17 protein-coding genes are annotated in these 16,448 nt (G+C 68.9%); 16 read left to right on the top strand and 1 reads right to left on the bottom strand.

Going from position 1 to position 16,448, the window contains the following annotated elements; all coding sequences use genetic code 11:
- Positions 1–53: 53 nt before the first annotated feature.
- The 12 genes from tolB (at position 54) to PSV00_RS14545 (ending at position 11,735) form a co-directional block, all read left to right on the top strand.
- Positions 54–1,421 carry a Tol-Pal system beta propeller repeat protein TolB gene (gene tolB, locus PSV00_RS14600; RefSeq protein WP_300448640.1) on the top strand — a complete coding sequence of 456 codons (1,368 nt, stop codon included), beginning with the start codon at positions 54–56 and terminating at the stop codon, positions 1,419–1,421.
- 143 nt (positions 1,422–1,564) lie between these two features.
- On the top strand, positions 1,565–2,110 hold the full coding sequence (gene pal, locus PSV00_RS14595) for a peptidoglycan-associated lipoprotein Pal (protein WP_300448637.1): 546 nt from the start codon (positions 1,565–1,567) through the stop codon (positions 2,108–2,110).
- Between the two features lie 80 nt (positions 2,111–2,190).
- A complete protein-coding gene (locus PSV00_RS14590) occupies positions 2,191–3,042 on the top strand; it encodes a tol-pal system protein (RefSeq protein WP_300448634.1) in 852 nt (283 codons plus the stop codon).
- Entirely contained in the window at positions 3,033–4,340 is a 1,308-nt protein-coding gene (tilS, locus tag PSV00_RS14585; RefSeq protein WP_300448631.1) for a tRNA lysidine(34) synthetase TilS, read from the top strand. The genes PSV00_RS14590 and tilS overlap by 10 nt, the downstream gene beginning before the upstream one ends.
- A 64-nt stretch (positions 4,341–4,404) precedes the next feature.
- The gene (gene ftsH / locus PSV00_RS14580) at positions 4,405–6,333 is read left to right on the top strand and encodes an ATP-dependent zinc metalloprotease FtsH (RefSeq protein WP_300448629.1); all 1,929 of its coding nucleotides are present in this window, start codon (positions 4,405–4,407) and stop codon (positions 6,331–6,333) included.
- Positions 6,334–6,451: 118 nt separating this feature from the next.
- Positions 6,452–7,672 (top strand): acyltransferase family protein, encoded by a 1,221-nt coding sequence (locus PSV00_RS14575; RefSeq protein ID WP_300448626.1) that lies wholly within the window; start codon positions 6,452–6,454, stop codon positions 7,670–7,672.
- Between the two features lie 61 nt (positions 7,673–7,733).
- Complete coding sequence (locus PSV00_RS14570; RefSeq protein WP_300448623.1) at positions 7,734–8,387, top strand: hypothetical protein; 654 nt, start codon at positions 7,734–7,736, stop codon at positions 8,385–8,387.
- A 7-nt stretch (positions 8,388–8,394) separates the two neighbouring features.
- Entirely contained in the window at positions 8,395–8,700 is a 306-nt protein-coding gene (locus PSV00_RS14565; protein WP_300448620.1) for a transcriptional regulator, read from the top strand.
- On the top strand, positions 8,697–9,515 hold the full coding sequence (folP, locus tag PSV00_RS14560) for a dihydropteroate synthase (protein ID WP_300448617.1): 819 nt from the start codon (positions 8,697–8,699) through the stop codon (positions 9,513–9,515). Before PSV00_RS14565 ends, folP begins: the two co-directional genes overlap by 4 nt.
- Positions 9,516–9,529: 14 nt before the next feature.
- Complete coding sequence (gene thiD / locus PSV00_RS14555) at positions 9,530–10,345, top strand: bifunctional hydroxymethylpyrimidine kinase/phosphomethylpyrimidine kinase (protein WP_300448615.1); 816 nt, start codon at positions 9,530–9,532, stop codon at positions 10,343–10,345.
- A complete protein-coding gene (locus tag PSV00_RS14550) occupies positions 10,342–10,926 on the top strand; it encodes a nucleotidyltransferase family protein (RefSeq protein WP_300448612.1) in 585 nt (194 codons plus the stop codon). Before thiD ends, PSV00_RS14550 begins: the two co-directional genes overlap by 4 nt.
- Positions 10,926–11,735 carry a PhzF family phenazine biosynthesis protein gene (locus PSV00_RS14545; RefSeq protein WP_300448609.1) on the top strand — a complete coding sequence of 270 codons (810 nt, stop codon included), beginning with the start codon at positions 10,926–10,928 and terminating at the stop codon, positions 11,733–11,735. The genes PSV00_RS14550 and PSV00_RS14545 overlap by 1 nt, the downstream gene beginning before the upstream one ends.
- Positions 11,736–11,797: 62 nt before the next feature.
- On the opposite strand, the gene PSV00_RS14540 is transcribed toward PSV00_RS14545, so the two are convergent.
- The gene (locus PSV00_RS14540) at positions 11,798–12,313 is read right to left on the bottom strand and encodes a hypothetical protein (protein ID WP_300448606.1); all 516 of its coding nucleotides are present in this window, start codon (positions 12,311–12,313) and stop codon (positions 11,798–11,800) included.
- Positions 12,314–12,541: 228 nt separating this feature from the next.
- Here PSV00_RS14540 and PSV00_RS14535 point away from each other — a divergent pair, with 228 nt between their 5' ends.
- The 4 genes from PSV00_RS14535 (at position 12,542) to PSV00_RS14520 (ending at position 16,430) form a co-directional block, all read left to right on the top strand.
- Positions 12,542–12,847, top strand: coding sequence for a hypothetical protein (locus PSV00_RS14535; protein ID WP_300448603.1), 306 nt, complete (start codon positions 12,542–12,544; stop codon positions 12,845–12,847).
- Positions 12,848–13,528 carry a response regulator transcription factor gene (locus tag PSV00_RS14530; protein ID WP_300448600.1) on the top strand — a complete coding sequence of 227 codons (681 nt, stop codon included), beginning with the start codon at positions 12,848–12,850 and terminating at the stop codon, positions 13,526–13,528. It abuts the gene before it with no gap.
- Positions 13,529–13,538: 10 nt separating this feature from the next.
- Complete coding sequence (locus PSV00_RS14525; protein ID WP_300448597.1) at positions 13,539–14,975, top strand: sensor histidine kinase; 1,437 nt, start codon at positions 13,539–13,541, stop codon at positions 14,973–14,975.
- Positions 14,976–15,074: 99 nt separating this feature from the next.
- Positions 15,075–16,430 (top strand): hypothetical protein, encoded by a 1,356-nt coding sequence (locus PSV00_RS14520; RefSeq protein ID WP_300448594.1) that lies wholly within the window; start codon positions 15,075–15,077, stop codon positions 16,428–16,430.
- Positions 16,431–16,448 lie beyond the last annotated feature (18 nt).

Below are 16,448 nucleotides of genomic sequence, written 5' to 3'. Positions count from 1 at the left end.
TGTTGCAGTCTGGCGATAAGGACTGGCGTCACGTGAATTTGCGGGAGCTCCTCATGCGTCTCAATCGACTTCTGGCCACCGTTGCCGCCCTGGCCATGGCCATGCCGCTGGCAGCGCAGGCCCAGACCCCTGCCGAGCCGGGACAGCCGGTCGAGGTCGAGATTGACCAGGGGGTCCTGCGACCGCTGCAGATCGCCATCGCCCCGTTCAGCGGCGTCAACGGGCCCGAACTGGCGGGCGTGGTGCGCGGTGACCTGCGCCGGTCCGGCTATTTCGAACCGCTGGATCCGGCCGGTTTCGTCGAGACCGGCCTGACCCTGGCCAATGCGCCCAATTTTCCGCAGTGGACGGCGATCGGGGCCCAGGCCGTGCTGTACGGCAGTGTCACCCCGCGGCCCGACGGCCGCAACGACGTCGGCTTCCGCCTGTATGACCCGTACCGCCAATGCCAGCTGGTCAGCTACCAGTTCACGGCCACGCCCGAGCAGTGGCGGCGGATCGCCCACAAGATCGCCGACGTCGTCTATCAGCGGATGACCGGGGAATCCGGCTTCTTCGACAGCCGGGTCATCTTTGTGGCCGAGAGCGGGACCCAGCTGAACAAGCTGAGCCGCCTGACCATCTCCGACCAGGACGGCTATAATCCGGTGTTCCTGACCCAGGGCGACGAGGTGATCATGTCGCCGCGCTTCTCGACCTCGAACCCGGACGAGATCACCTATGTGGCGCTGGGCCGGGATTACAGCCGCATCTATATCTACAACCTGTCGACCGGCCGCCGCGAAAGCCTGGGCGAATTCGACGGTCAGGTGCTGGCCCCGCGCTTTTCCAACGACGGGTCGCGCATCGCCTTCTCGATCATCAAGGGCGGCAATACCGACGTCTGGGTGATCAATCTGCGGACGCGGCAGCTGTCGCGCCTGACCTCGGACCCCGGCATCGACACCTCGCCCTCGTTCAGCCCGGACGGATCGCAGATCGTGTTCAACTCGGACCGGACCGGCACGCCGCGCCTGTATGTGATGCGGTCCGACGGCTCGGGACAGCGCCCGATTTCGCGCGGGGGCGGCCTGTACACCTCGCCGGCCTGGAGCCCGCGCGGTGACATGATCGCCTTCACCAAACAGTCGGGTGGCCGGTTCTCGACCGGGGTGATGAATACCGACGGCTCGGGCGAGCGTATCCTGTCGTCCAGCTATTTCGAGGAGGGTCCGTCCTGGGCCCCCAATGGCCGTTATGTGATGTTCGCCCGATCGGCCCCCGGCGGCGACGCCCGGTTGTGGACCGTCGACCTGAGCGGTCGGGTGGTGTCCCAGGCCGGCTATGCCGGGCGCGGCTCGGATCCGGCCTGGTCGCCGCTGCTGGACGGCCCGCCGTCGAACATCGGCTTCGGCCAGAGTCCCGACAGCTGTCCGAACTGACGATCCCGGTCGCCCCGGTGAACCGACCCCTCAACTGTTCGTTATCGCAGAAGCGTGGCAGGTGAATTGGCTGGATCGGTGTTTCCGGTCCAGTATAGCCGAGCTTGAGTTGCTCTTTCAGAATCCTATCAGGAGACGACCCGATGAAGACCTCGACCCTTATGCGTCTCGCCCTCGTCGGCGTCGCCGTCAGTGCCATGGGCGCCTGCGCGACGCGCCCTGTGGTTGACAATACCCCGCCGACGCCCCCGGCCGCGCCGCAGTATCCGACTGCGCCGACGACGCCGGTGACCGGTGCTCCGGTGGGGGCTGTGACGCCCGGCTCCGAGCAGGACTTTGTCGTCAACATCGGCGACCGGGTCTATTTCGATCTGAACATGTACCAGATCCGTCCCGAAGCCTTCGCCCGTCTCGACGCCCAGGCCCAGTGGCTGCAGCGTTATCCGCAGGTGACCATCCGGATCGAGGGCAATGCCGACGAACGCGGCACCCGTGAATACAACCTGGCCCTGGCCGCCCGTCGCGCCGAGTCCGTGCGCAACTATCTGGTCGATCGCGGCATTCCCGCCGGTCGGATCGACACCATCAGCTACGGCAAGGAGCGCCCGATCGCTGAAGGCTCGAACGAGGCCGCCTGGGCGCGCAACCGCAACGCCCACACCGCCATCGTCTCCGGCGCGCCGCGCTGATACTCGCCTTTCCTCCCTGTCGCGGTGCGGCGGGGAGGAGTCGCCTTGCGGGTGCCGCAAAACGGTGGGACCGTTGATCCATGACGCTGAAACCTGACCTGTTCCGCTCGAAGAAGGCCGTGCTGACGGCGATCGGCCTGGCCCTGATCGCCGGGACGACGGTCGCCCAGACCGTGCCCAATGAACCGATCCAGTGGGACAAGCGCCGGCTGGAACAGCTGGAGCGCACGGTGCGCCGCGTCGATCGGGCCCTGAACCAGGCCAGCGCCGCCGGCGAACCCTTCATCCTGCAGACCGATCCCGAGGTCCTGGCCCTGCAGGGGCGGGTCTCGACCCTCGACCGGCGTGTCGATGACGTGGAGGCGACCCTGCAGCGGGTCAATGGCGACGTTGAACGCCTGACCTTCCAGCTGGAAGAGGCGACCCGGGACAACAGCGCCCTGCGGACGCGACTGACCGATTTCGAACGACGGGTGAAGGCCATCGAGGACGCGGCCCGCGCCGAGGCCGAGCTGAACGGTCCGATCACCGCCCATTCGCCGACCGGGGATGCCGCCCAGGACCTGGCCCTGGCCGTGCGTATGGTCACGGCCGATCCGGCCCGGGGCGGACGCGCGCTGGAGACGGTCGTGGTGACCTGGCCCGACACGCCCCAGGCGCGTGAGGCCAATGTCGCCCTGGGCGACATGCGGGTCGGCGCGCGCGACCAGGCCGGGGCTGTGCAGGCCTATGCCGCCGCCCTGTCCGGCTGGCCGCGGACGCCGTGGGCCGCCGAGACGACCGTGAAACTGGCCGCCGCCCTGGAAGCCAGCGATCGCGACACCCAGGCGTGCGGGGCCCTGGGCGAGTTCACGCGACGCTATGCCGAGGGTGCGACCGCGGCCCTGCGTACCCGTGCGACCCAGGTGAAAACCCGCGCCGGGTGCAGCTGACGCCGATCGGGCCCGGCGCGACGACTCCGGCGGCCGGTCTGGCGTCGCGGGTTTTCGAGCGGCTGGATGCGCGTCTTGAGTTTAATGTCGACCGCCCGATCGTCCTGGCCCTGTCCGGAGGCGGCGACTCCATGGCCCTGCTGGATCTGGCGGCCCTGTGGGCGGCGCGACGCGGCCGGCGGCTGCTGGCCGTCACTGTCGATCACGGGCTGAATCCTGACAGTGGCCGCTGGAATGCCACCGCCGCCCGGGCCGCAGCCGCCGTTGGGGTCGCGTGGCGCGGGGTGCGTTGGGACGGCCCGCGACCGTCGACCGGCCTGCCGGCCGCGGCGCGGGCCGCCCGCCATGCCCTGATTGCCGACGTCGCGCGTGAGGTTGGCGCGCGGGTCATGTTGTTCGCCCATACATCGTCGGATGTGGCCGAGGCCGACTGGATGCGGGCCCGCGGGTCCAGCCTGGGACGGATCCGGGCCTGGGCCCCGTCACCGGCCTGGCCGCAGGGACGGGGACTGATGCTGCTGCGGCCGCTGCTGCCCGAGAGCCGTGAGCGGGTGCGGTCCTATTTGTCAGAGCGCGGGCTGGGCTGGGTCGAGGACCCGGGCAATGTCGATCCCCGCTATGCCCGCAGCCGGGCCCGTCAGGACCTGGCCGCAGGGGCGGTACCGCCGCCGACGGCATCCCAGCCACGGACGATCCGGGGGCCGGCCCCCAGGGTCTCGGCCGTCGGGATCATCCAGCTGTCCCGCGCCGCGAGCGGGCGGACCCTCGCCACCGCTGCGGTCTGTGCCGGCGGGGGAAACCGGCCGCCCCGCGGCGAGCGGCTGGCCCGGCTGTTGGTGCGGCTGGCGGCGGGTGAGGATTTCACGGCGGCGATGTGTGGCACCCGGATCGAGGCCCTCGGAGCCCACGTGACCCTGATGCGCGAGGCGGGTGAGTTCGTGCGGTTTCCGCCGACCCCGCAGGTGGCGACGCCGGGGGGGGGGCTGGTCTGGGACGGCCGGTTCGAACTGGCGGGCCTGGCGGCCGGGACCCGGGTGGTGGCCGCCGCCGGGCGGCTGGCCCGGCTATCGCCCGATGACCGGCAGCGTCTGGCCCGTCTGCCGTCGGCGGCCCGGCCGACCCTGGCTGTCCTGATCCGGGAAGGTTCGGATGCACCGGTTCTTGCAGGGGTGACCGGCAGGGTGAGGTGTCTGGTCGGCGAACGGCTGGCCCTGGCGCTGGACGAAACGACGCATGAGACGGGCCTCGGTGACGCGCTGCATGGCGCAATGCCTCCGGACCCCCTATTTTCTATCTGAACCATCCCAGACCGTGCCGGCATCGTCGCCGGACCGGCTTGCAAGACAAGCGACCGAGGACCGAATGAACCTTCGCAACATGGCCATTATCAGCGCCATACTCCTGATGATGCTGGCCGCGACCCTGCTGGTCGACCGCGGCGGGTCGCTGACCCCGGGTGCCGACGGCGCGGCTGCGGCCAAGCCGGTCGTCATCAACTATTCGCAGCTGGTGACCGCCGTTCAGGGCCAGCAGATCGTCGATGCGGTGGTCAAGGGTGACGAGATCACCGGGACGCTGAAGGACGAGAGCAAATTCACGACCGTCACCCCCTATCCCAATCTGGACCTGGTCGAGTCGATCCGCGCCTCCGGGGCCCAGGTGGACGTCAAGACGACGAAGTCGCCATGGTGGATGGGGATGTTGGGCCTGCTGCTGCCCGTCGGCCTGATCATCGTCTTCTGGCTTTTCATCATGAACCGGATGCAGGGCGGCGCGCGCGGGGCCATGGGCTTCGGCAAGTCCAAGGCCAAGCTGCTGACCGAGCACAAGGGTCGCAAGACCTTCGAGGACGTGGCCGGGGTCGACGAGGCCAAGGACGAGCTGTCCGAAGTGGTCGAATTCCTGAAGGACCCGGGCAAGTTCCAGCGTCTGGGCGGCAAGATTCCCAAGGGCGCGCTGCTGGTCGGACCTCCCGGCACCGGCAAGACCCTGCTGGCCCGCGCCGTGGCCGGGGAGGCGGGCGTGCCCTTCTTCTCGATCTCGGGTTCGGACTTCGTCGAGATGTTCGTCGGCGTCGGGGCCAGCCGTGTGCGTGACATGTTCGAACAGGCCAAGAAGAATGCCCCCTGCATCATCTTCATCGACGAGATCGACGCCGTCGGTCGTCACCGCGGGGCCGGTGTCGGCGGCGGCAATGACGAGCGCGAACAGACGCTGAACCAGCTGCTGGTCGAGATGGACGGGTTCGAGTCCAATGAGGGCATCATCCTGATCGCCGCCACCAACCGCCCCGACGTTCTGGATCCGGCCCTGCTGCGTCCCGGTCGTTTCGACCGCCAGGTGGTGGTGCCCAACCCCGACGTCGGCGGGCGTGAAAAGATCCTGCGCGTCCACATGAAGGACGTGCCGCTGGCGGCCGACGTCAACGTCCGCACCATCGCCCGCGGCACGCCCGGTTTTTCGGGGGCCGACCTGGCCAATCTGGTCAATGAGGCGGCCCTGACCGCGGCCCGCAAGGACCGGCGCATGGTCACCCATCGCGATTTCGAGGACGCCAAGGACCGGGTGCTGATGGGGGCCGAGCGGCGCTCGATGGCCATGAACGAGGAAGAGAAGCGGCTGACCGCCTATCACGAGGGCGGTCACGCCATCGTCGCCATCAACGTCAAGATGGCCGACCCCGTGCACAAGGCGACCATCGTTCCGCGTGGCCAGGCCCTGGGCATGGTCATGCAGCTGCCCGAGGGCGACCGCTATTCGATGAAATACCAGCAGATGATTGACCGCATCGCCATCATGGCCGGCGGCCGGGTGGCCGAGGAGCTGATCTTCGGCAAGGAGAACATCACCTCGGGGGCCAGTTCGGATATCCAGCAGGCCACGAAACTGGCCCGTCGCATGGTGACCCAGTGGGGCTTTTCCGACGTGCTCGGCACGGTGGCCTATGGCGAGAACGAACAGGAGGTCTTCCTCGGACACTCGGTGGCTCGCAGCCAGAACGTCTCCGAGGAGACCGCGCGGATCATCGACGCCGAGGTCAAGAAGCTGGTCACCAGCGGCTGGGACGAGGCGCGCAGGATCCTGAAGAAGAAGTCGGGTGATCTCGAGAAACTGGCCCAGGCCCTGCTGGAGTTCGAAACCCTGTCGGGCGAGGAGATCAAGGACCTGCTGGAGAAGGGGGTGACCCCCAATCGTGACGAGGCCAATTTCCCCAACAGCGGCCCCTCGGTTTCGGTGCCGATCACCCCGGCCACCGAGCCGGTGGCAGAGGTCGTGCCGACCGTTCACTGATACGGGCCTGGCCCGGAGAGGCGCGTGGCCCCGGCTGCGCGCCTCTTGTTTTGATGAACCAGTTTGCATTTCAAACAGGTCTGTGAGATGCGGATTTCCATCAAGAGGGGAGCCCGTCATGTCGTCATCCGAAGCCCGCCCGCCCGAGCGCCTGCACGGCCTCGATGCCCTGCGCGGCACCGCCCTGCTGCTGGGCGTGGTCCTGCACGCGGCCATGGCCTATTTCCCGGTGACGATCTGGATCGTTCCGGACACCGACAACTCGCCGCTGGCGAGCATCCTGTTCTTCGCCATCCACCTGTTCCGGATGACCAGCTTCTTCCTGATCGCCGGCCTGTTCGCCCATATGATGCTGCACCGGCGCGGGACCGCGGGCTTCATCAAGGACCGGCTGATCCGCATCGCCGGCCCGCTGGCCGCCCTGTGGACCCCGATCTTCGCTGCCTTCGTCGCGGTGCTGATCTGGATGGCGGCGATCCGCAACGGCGGGGTGATCCCGACCGATGGCCCGCCGCCGCCGGCGATGACCGTGGGCAATTTCCCCCTGACCCATCTGTGGTTCCTGTGGGTGCTGCTGATCCTCTACGGGGCCATGCTGGTCCTGCGCGCGCCCTTCGCCGTGATGGATCGCGGTGGCGGCTGGGGCCGGGTCGTCGACCGGATCACAGGGGCCCTGATCGGACCCTGGACCCCGGTCCTGATGGCCGCGCCGCTGGCGGTGGCCTTCTGGCTGGCCCCCGACTGGATTCCGTTCTTCGGCATTCCGACGCCGGACACGGGGCTGGTGCCCAACCCTGTGGCCCTGACCGCCTTCGGGACCGCCTTCGGCCTGGGGTTCCTGCTGGACCGCCGTCGCGACCTGCTGACCCGGATCGAGCGGCTGTGGCCGGTCTTCACCGTCGTGGCCCTGGGGGTCGGGGCCGCTGCCCTGGTGCTGGCGGGCGGACCGGTGCCGCCGCTGATGCCGGTCACCGATCCGAACCTGAAGGCCCCGCTGGCGACGGTCATGGCCCTGGCCATCTTCGCCTCGACCTTTGCGGCCCTGTCCCTGGCCCTGCGGTTCGCCTCGGGCCGCAGCGCGGTTCGCCGTTATCTGGCCGACGCCTCCTACTGGATCTATCTGATCCATCTGCCGCTGGTCATGGTCGGACAGGTTCTGGTGGTGAACGCGGTCCTGCCGTGGTTCGTCAAATTCGGACTGGTCATCGGCGGGACCATGGCGGTCAGTCTGATCACCTACGAACTGCTGGTGCGCCACAGTTTCATGGGGCGCTGGCTGAACGGCCATCGCGTCCCGTGGCGTCGTGCCCCGACAACCGCCCCGGCCCCGGCCGAATAGCTTGCCAACAGTGGCTGGCTCGTTCACCCCATCGCAAAGAGCCGGCCCCGGAGAATCGCCCATGCCTGCCAAGTCCGCCAAGCCCCGCCTGCATTCGCCCGAGGACGATCTCGCCTTCATGCGGTCGATCGTTGAAGGGGGCTGGCGTCCGCCGATGACCCTGGCGGTCTGTTATCTGGCCGGCGGCCTGCTTTACGGGCTGCAGTGCCTGTTCCATGTGGGTCAGGTGACCGGGCTCATCCATTGGCCTGACCTGGCCAACCTGGTCTTCGTGGCCGGGATCACGGTCGCCTTCCTCGCGGTGCTGACCTGGGCCATCCTCAAGGACCGCCGGGACAATCCGCCCCGTCACGGGGCGCTGGCCGCCCGCACGCTCAGCGCGGCCTTCAACGCCACCGGCATGGCCAATGCCGCCGTGCTGATCGTGTTCGGCGTGGGGGCCGTGCGGGATCAGGACTTCGCGATCTGGCTCTATTACGCGGCCATCGTCTTCGCCCTGCAGGCCGCGGCCTGGTATATGGCGTGGACGCTGAAGCGGAAGGGCTGGATGCTGGCCACGGCGCTGGGCGGCTGGGCCACGGCCGTGGCCCTGGGCGTGCTGGTGCGCGAACCCCTGTGGTATCTGGGTGTCTGCACCGTCGCCCTGTTCCTGCTGTTCGCGCTGCCGGGCTGGATCATGTTCCGCGACGCTCGCGCCGCGCCGACGGGCGGCTGAACTCCCCATGGGTGTCGCTGACCTCGGCAGGATCGATGACGTCATCCACGGCCGCATGCGGCTGGGGATCATGGTCTATCTGGCCGATGCCGAGACGGCCGACTTCACCGAGCTGAAGACGGCGCTGGAGGCGACCCAGGGCAATCTGTCCGTCCATCTGAAAAAGCTGGAGGAGGCGGGTTTCGTCACCATCACCAAGAGTTTTCACAACAACAAATCCCTGACCCGGGTGGCCATCACCCGGGCCGGACGCACGGCGTTCGGGGCCTATCTGGAGGCGCTGGCCGGGTTGATCGGCGGGGGCAGCACATGAGCCGGCCGCAGGTCATGGGCATCGTCAATGTCACGCCGGACAGTTTCTCGGACGGCGGGCGGCTGGCCACGGTCGGGGCGACCGTGGCGCATGCGCTGCGTCTGGTCGACCAGGGGGCGGACATTCTCGACATCGGCGGCGAGAGCACCCGGCCGGGGGCGGAGCCGGTCAATGCCGCCGAGGAGATCGCGCGCACCGTCCCGGTCATCGAACAGCTGCGGGCCCATTGGGCCGGGCCGATCAGCATCGACACGATGAAGCCGGACGTGGCCCGGGCCGCGATGGCGGTCGGGGCGACGATCTGGAACGACGTGAGTGCCCTCGGCGGGCCCGACAGTGCGGCGGTCGCGGCGGACCTGGGCTGCGATCTGGTGCTGATGCATATGCGGGGCGAGCCCCGGACCATGCAGGCCGATCCCCGTTATGATGATGTGGCCGCCGAGGTGACGCACTGGCTGCTGGCCCGTGCGGACGCCGCCATGGCCGCCGGGGTGGCGCGCGAGCGGATCCGGCTGGATCCGGGCATCGGCTTCGGCAAGACGGCGGCGCACAATCTGGCCCTGACCGCCGGACTGGACCGGCTGGTCGCGACGGGGTTTCCGGTGCTGTACGGGGCCAGTCGCAAGCGGATGATCCAGGTGATCGATGCGTCGGCCACGGTGACCGGGGACCGGCTGGGCGGCTCGCTGGCCCTGGCGCTGGAAGCGGCGCGGCGCGGCGCGGCGGTGATCCGCGTCCATGACGTGCGCGAGACGGTTCAGGCCCTGATGGTGCAGGCGGCGGTCATGGCGGGCTTGCCCGACCGGGCGGACTGACGCATCTGACGGGGATGGCTTCCGTCCCCACGCAATTCCCCGGCCGCGTCCTGATCATCGCCGGGTCGGATTCCGGCGGCGGGGCGGGTCTGCAGGCCGACATCAAGGCGGTGACCATGCTGGGCGGCTATGCCGCCACCGCGGTGACCGCCATCACCGTGCAGAACACCCTCGGCGTCCATGGCGTGCATCCCCTGCCGCTGGACCTGATCGCGGCCCAGGCGCGGGCGGTGCTCGACGATATCGGTGCCGATGCGATCAAGACCGGCATGCTGGGCACCGCCGAGGTGGTCGAGCGGGTCGCGGCCATCCTCGACACGGTCGACGTGCCGGTGGTGGTCGATCCGGTCATGGTCGCCAAGGGCGGGGCCCCGCTGTTGCAGGCGGCGGGCATCGCGGCGGTCCGGTCGCTGATGGTGCCCCGCGCCGCCCTGCTGACACCCAATGCGCCCGAGGCCGAGGCCCTGACCGGAATCACCGTCGCCGATCTGGACGGCCAGCGCCGGGCCGGCGAGGCCCTGCTGGCCCTGGGGGCGAAGGCGGTGCTGATGAAGGGCGGTCATGTGGCCGGAAACACGGTCATCGACCTGCTGCTGACCCTGGACGGCGAGACCGTGATGGAAGGGCCGCGCCTCGACACCCGGCATACCCATGGCACCGGCTGCACCCTGGCCAGCGCCTGCGCCGCCGGGATCGCCAGGGGCCTGCCGCTGGCGGTCGCCGTGGCCGAGGCCCGCGCCTATGTGTTCGAGGCCATCCGCCGCGCGCCGGGACTGGGACAGGGGCATGGGCCGCTGGACCACGGCTGGCCGCTGAGGGACCGGACATGAGCGACCTCGAAACCCGACTGGCGACCATCGTTCGCGCCAATCCGCAGTTGATGCAGGTGCTGGCGACGGTGCGGGGGCTGGACCTGCCCGACTGGCGGATATTCTCCGGGGCCGTCTACCAGGCGGTCTGGAATGCGCAGACGGGGCGGCCGGTCGGCTATGGCATCAAGGACTATGACCTGGGGTATTTCGATCCCGACACCGGCTGGGACGCTGAGGACGGGGTGATCAAACGGGTCGCGGCCGCCTTTGACGCGCCGCTGCGGGACCTGGTCGAGGTGCGCAACCAGGCGCGGGTCCATCTGTGGTTCGAACAGAGGTTCGGCGAGGCCTACGACGCGCTGCCCGACACCGACGCGGCCCTGTCCCGTTTCGTCGCCCCGGCCTTCGCGGTCGGGGTGCGGCTGGAGGCCGATGACACGATCAGCGTCGCCGCGCCGTTCGGGCTGGAGGATGTGTTCGCGATGACCCTGCGACCGAATCCGCTGCGCGGCGTGGCCAGGGGCTGGGCCCGCACGGTCGAGAACGCCCGGGGCCGTTGGCCGGAGATCACCGTCATCGAACCGCAAGGACCCGCCTGATGCGCCAGTGGACCGTCGACGCCTTCGCCTCCGCCCCGTTCCGGGGCAATCCGGCCTGTGTGGTCGAGCCGTTCGCGGTCTGGCCGGAGGCCGGCTGGATGCAGGCCCTGGCGATGGAGAACAACCAGGCCGAGACCGCCTTCCTGCGCCGTACCGCCGATCCGGCGCGGTTCGACCTGCGCTGGTTCACCCCGGCGGCGGAGGTCGACCTGTGCGGCCATGCGACCCTGGGGGCGGCCCATGTGCTGCTGGCCGAGCTGGGCGTGACGGCGGCGCGGCTGACCTTCGACACCCGGTCGGGGCCGCTGATGGTCGAGCGGCGCGGTGACGGTTACGAGATGAACTTCCCCGCCGATCCACCGCGGCCCACGGCCCTGCCGGAAGGACTGGTCGAGGCCCTGGGGGTGACGCCGGTCGCGGTGCTGGCCGGGCGCTATCTGGTGGTGGTGCTGGCCGATGCGGCGGCGGTGCGGGCGGTGAGTCCGGACTTCCGGCGGCTGGCGACGATCCGGGGCGAGGCGGGCGAGGCCGGCCATGTCATCGTCTGCGCGCCGGCTGATGAGCGGGACGGGGTCGATGTCATCGACCGCTTCTTCGCCCCCGGCTGCGGCGTGGATGAGGATCCGGCGACGGGGTCGGCCCATTGTCTGCTGGGGCCGATGTATGCGCAGACGCTGGGGCGGCCGGTCGTGCGGTTCCTGCAGGCCTTTCCGGGGCGCGGCGGCGAGATCGAGACCGAGGCGGCCGGCGATCGGGTGCTGATCCGGGGTCGGGCCGTGACGGTGATCGAAAGCCGCCTCAGGGCCTGACCACGGAAAAGGGCGCGACCCTTGCGGATCGCGCCCTCGACATCCGGGGAGGATGGTCGGCTCTAGTTGTGGCGGCCGTCGCGGCCGTCGCGGCCATTGCGATCGTTCCGGTCATGGCGGTCGTTGCGGTCGTAACGGTCATGACGGTCGTTGCGGTCGTACCGGTCATTGCGGGCCTGACGGTCGTTGCGCTCTTCGCGGATCTGCATCGACAGGCGGTCGAAGCGGCGATCCAGATCGGCCATTTCCCGCTGGCTCAGGCCGTTGCGACGATAGTTGGCCTCCAGCCGGGCGATGTTGTTGAACTCACGGCGCAGGCTGGTCGCCTCACGACGCGTCAGCGACCCGTTGCGGACACCGACGTCGATGCGACGGTCGAGGTTGGCCTGGCGACGGTTGATCGACTGCCATTGGGGCTGGCTGTAGCCACGGTTCTGGCCATAGGCGGGGGCGGTGCCGATGCTGATGCTCAGACCCGACTGACGGGCCGGGGCGTGGCCATAGGACTGGGCCATGGCGGGGACAGCGACGGAAGCCGCGGCCAGGACGAGGGCGGGGAGGAATGCTTTCTTGATCATCGGGTCGGTCCTTCCATTGTCGCAGTCCGGGGGGGGGCTGCGTTGGAATGAACACTGACGCCTGGCGGCTGAGCCTGATCTGAACGGCGCGGGTCATCTGCGGTTCATGTGCGGGGCGGTGCGTGGACGACCGCATCTGTTTGGGCGAACGGACTGCCCATGGCGGTTAAATATCCCTACAGTCGCTGTTCAGCCGCCGTTCAGAGGCTGAGGCCTAGACCCGTATTCATGACCCGTATCCGCGTTCTTCTCCTTGCCGCCCTGATGACCGCCGTGCCGATGGCCGATGCGGTTGCGCGTGACCTTGACCAGTCGCGCGGCCAGCGCGAGGAGCCGCGTCAGCGCCAGGCCCAGCCCGATCAACGCATCAGCCTGGCCGAGGCCGAACGTAGTGTCCGCGCCGGCCGGCCCGGCCGCTATCTGAACGCCAGCGACCGCGGCAATGTCATCGTGGTGCGCTGGGCCTATCCGGACGGCCGGATCGCCGACATTACCGTGGACGCGCGCAGCGGCCGCATCATTGGAGAGCGTTGAATGCGCGTGCTGCTGGTCGAAGATGACGTTGACCTGTCCCGTCAGCTGAAGGGCGCGCTGGGCGATGCCGGCTATGCGGTGGATCACGCTGCCGACGGCGAGGAAGCGCATTTTCTGGGCGATACCGAACCCTATGATGTGGTGGTGCTGGACCTGGGCCTGCCCAAGATCGACGGCGTCTCGGTGCTGGAGCGCTGGCGGCGCGACGGCAAGACCACGCCGGTCCTGATCCTGACTGCCCGCGGGGCCTGGTCCGACAAGGTCGCCGGCTTTGACGCCGGGGCCGACGACTATCTGACCAAGCCCTTCCATACCGAGGAACTGCTGGCGCGGCTGCGGGCCCTGCTGCGGCGCTCGGCCGGAATTGCATCGGCCACCCTGTCGTGTGGCGACCTGAGGCTGGACCCGCGCGCGGCCCGGGCCAGTGTCGGCGGCGAACCGCTGCGGCTGACCTCGCTGGAATACCGGCTGCTGCACTATCTGATGATGCACCAGGGCCGGGTCATCAGCCGGACCGAACTGGTCGAACATCTGTACGATCAGGACTTTGATCGCGATTCCAACACGATCGAGGTCTTCGTCGGGCGGCTGCGCAAGAAGATCGGGGCCGACCGGATCGAGACGGTGCGCGGCCTGGGCTACCGGCTGACGCCCCTGGCCGGCGAGACGGTCGCGGACTGATCGCGCCGCGATGACGGACAGCGCAGGCGTCGAGACGGATCCGCCGGTAAAGGAGTCCTGGGGCCGCTGGTTCGGGCGTCCGGGACGGTCGCTGACCCGTCGTCTGATCTGGCTGGCCTCGGCCTGGATCATGATCGCCCTGGTGGTGACCGGCCTGGTCCTGACCTCCCTGTTCCAGGAATCGGCCCTGCGCCGGCTGGGCAATACACTCAGCGACACCATCGACGAGGTGGTGGTGGCCTCGAACGCCAGCGGCGACACGGTCGTGACCGCCGAGATCAAGGATGCACGCTCGTTGCGGCCTCTGTCCGGCAAATACTGGGCGGTGGCGGAGCCGGACGGCGACAGCCGGCTGAGAACGCTGGTGCGGTCCGACTCCCTGGCCGGGGCCGATCTGGTGGTGCCCCTGGACCTGCCGCCGCGCCTGAGCGCGGCCTTCGGCCAGACCATCACCTATAATGCGGTCGGTCCGCGCGGAGAGCCGCTGCGGGTCGCCGCCAGTATGAAACAGATGCCGGGCCGCACCGCGCCGGTGGTATTCATGGCCGGGATCGATCGGTCGGACGTCGAGAACGATACGCGGCAGTTCGCCACCGTGACCTGGGTGGTGCTGCTGGTGATGGGGCTGGGTCTGGCGGCGGCGGTGCTGATCCAGGTCCAGATCGGCCTGCGCCCGCTCTATTCCCTGCGCAACGAGATCGCTGATGTCCGCAAGGGCAAGGCGGCACGGATCGTCCATCGCTACCCGCTGGAGATCCAGCCGCTGGCCGATCAGGTCAACCATCTGCTGACCCACAATCAGGAGACCGTCGAGCGTCAGCGCACCCATGTCGGCAATCTGGCCCATGCGCTGAAGACCCCGCTGTCGGTGCTGCTGGCCGAGGCCGGGACCTCGACGGGCGCGCTGCCGGACATGGTCCGTCGCCAGTCCGACATCATGAAGGCCCAGGTTGACCATCACCTGCGCCGCGCGCGCGCCGCGGCCCGGGCCCAGCTGATCGGCGAGCGCACGCCCATCGCCGGGGTCATCGACGAGATGGCGGTGATGCTGGAGCAGGTGTTCGAGTCCAAGGGGGTCGAGATCGACTGGCGCGCCCCCGATGAGCTGGATTTCCGCGGCGAACGCCAGGACCTGCAGGAGATCCTCGGCAATCTGATCGAGAATGCCTGCAAATGGTCGACCCGTCGCGTTCGGGTGGTCGCGGCCTCGTCCGGACCGGGACGGATGACCGTGGTGGTCGAGGACGACGGACCCGGTCTGCCGGAGGACCAGCGTGACGAGGTGCTGAAGCGCGGGGCGCGGCTGGATGAAACCGCACCGGGGTCCGGTCTCGGCCTGTCGATCGTTGATGAGCTGGTCCGGGCCTATGAGGGGCGGCTGACGCTGGCGTCCAGCGCCATGGGCGGCCTCAAGGTCATTGCCGAACTGCCCGCCGCCGAGACCTGAGTCCGACGTCACCGGGGCCCGCCATCACGGGAAGCAGATGTTAACCCTATCCCCCCAGATTGGAGCATCCGGAGCAGCTTCCGGTCCTGGGGTGTCGGCATGGCCGAACAGGCGTCCATCAACCGGATCATGGCCCCGCTGCTTGAGCGATGCGCTGACTCCATGCTCAAGCAGTTGCAGAAGGCTGTCTCGGGCATGAAGGGCGAGCGCGCCCGGCAGCTGGAGATCCTGCTGGACGAAGAGGTTGTGGACCGTGGCCGGCGGGCCCTGGTGCTGGGCCCGATCCTGCCGATGTTCCGTCCCCGTCCGGATGCCGTCGAAGGCGTGGTCTTTCCGGCCGGGGTCCTGCCCCGCCTGTGGAAGCTGGCCAGCGCCAGGGAACCGGCCCTGCTGCCGCGTCTCGACCGGGATGGACCCCAGACCATCCGGATCGCCGACCGAATCTGTCTCGCCGCCGCCGCCGTGGTTCGTGACCAGCCCGACGCCGTCTGGCCCGAAAGCTTCTCACCCCCGGCCGAGCGGACCCGTGGTCTGGCGAATCTGGCGGCGAGTCTCGACCTGATCCATCTGGCCCGCAAAGGCCTGTCGTCGCTGGATACCTGGCTCAAACGCCCCGACGGTGACCAGATCGCGGAACTGCGCCTGATGATCCGCGACAGCGCGGAAATCGTGACCGACGGGGCGCAGCAGGTTCTGGAAATCCTGTTCTCCCATCTCGTCGACGCCGTCCTGATCCTGCGCATCCTGACCCAGGCCTCGGGCTCGGCCGGCCGGGAATCCTTCCTCAGCGCCTCGGAGCTGGCGGGGTTCGTCGACCGTCTGATCGCCGGGGTGATCGGGCGGGTCGAACGCGTCGGTGCCTTCAAGTCCGGCGCGGATCCGATCGAACCCGTGATCGAGGATGTGGCCTGGTGTTCGGTGGTCCTGGCTGAACTCGAGGCGACCCTGCAGCTTCAACCCGACAGTCCCTGGGGCCGGTCGGCCCTGCAGGCCCGGGTGGCGATCTCCAAACGGCTGTGTGCCCTGCTGCGGACCAGCGAGAAACTGGTCGACGGTGCCCTGCCACTGGCGAAGGTACAGATTGCCGGTGGTATGAGCCGCAAGGCCCCGGATCTCGCCGCCCCGTTCGACGGCCCGGATGTGGATGCAGCCCGTGACCTGTTGCGACTGGTCGGGGCCGTTCGCGGACCTGCCGGTGTGTTCGGCTGTGAGTCCGAGCGGAAACAGGTGGTCGAGATCCTGTCCCAGAAGCTGAGCCGTTACGCGGAAGAAGCGATCGGCTCTGTGAACGCCGGCGAGCTCGACAACCCGCGCAATGCGCTGGAACTGGTCAGGGTCGCGGCCGACTTCCTGGTCCTGATCGATGAGGAGGAGGCCGCCCGCACCGTGAGGCGGCGTGTGGCGGCCGCGACCCGGCCGAAGGCGGATGCCGGCAACGCCAGGGCAGTCGCCTGACCGGCTGCGACCATGTTG

This window comes from Brevundimonas sp. (assembly GCF_029945885.1).
Classification (GTDB): Bacteria; Pseudomonadota; Alphaproteobacteria; order Caulobacterales; family Caulobacteraceae; genus Brevundimonas.
The sequence above is the reverse complement of the archived record's forward strand: the minus strand, read 5'-3'. Positions and strand labels throughout refer to the sequence as shown.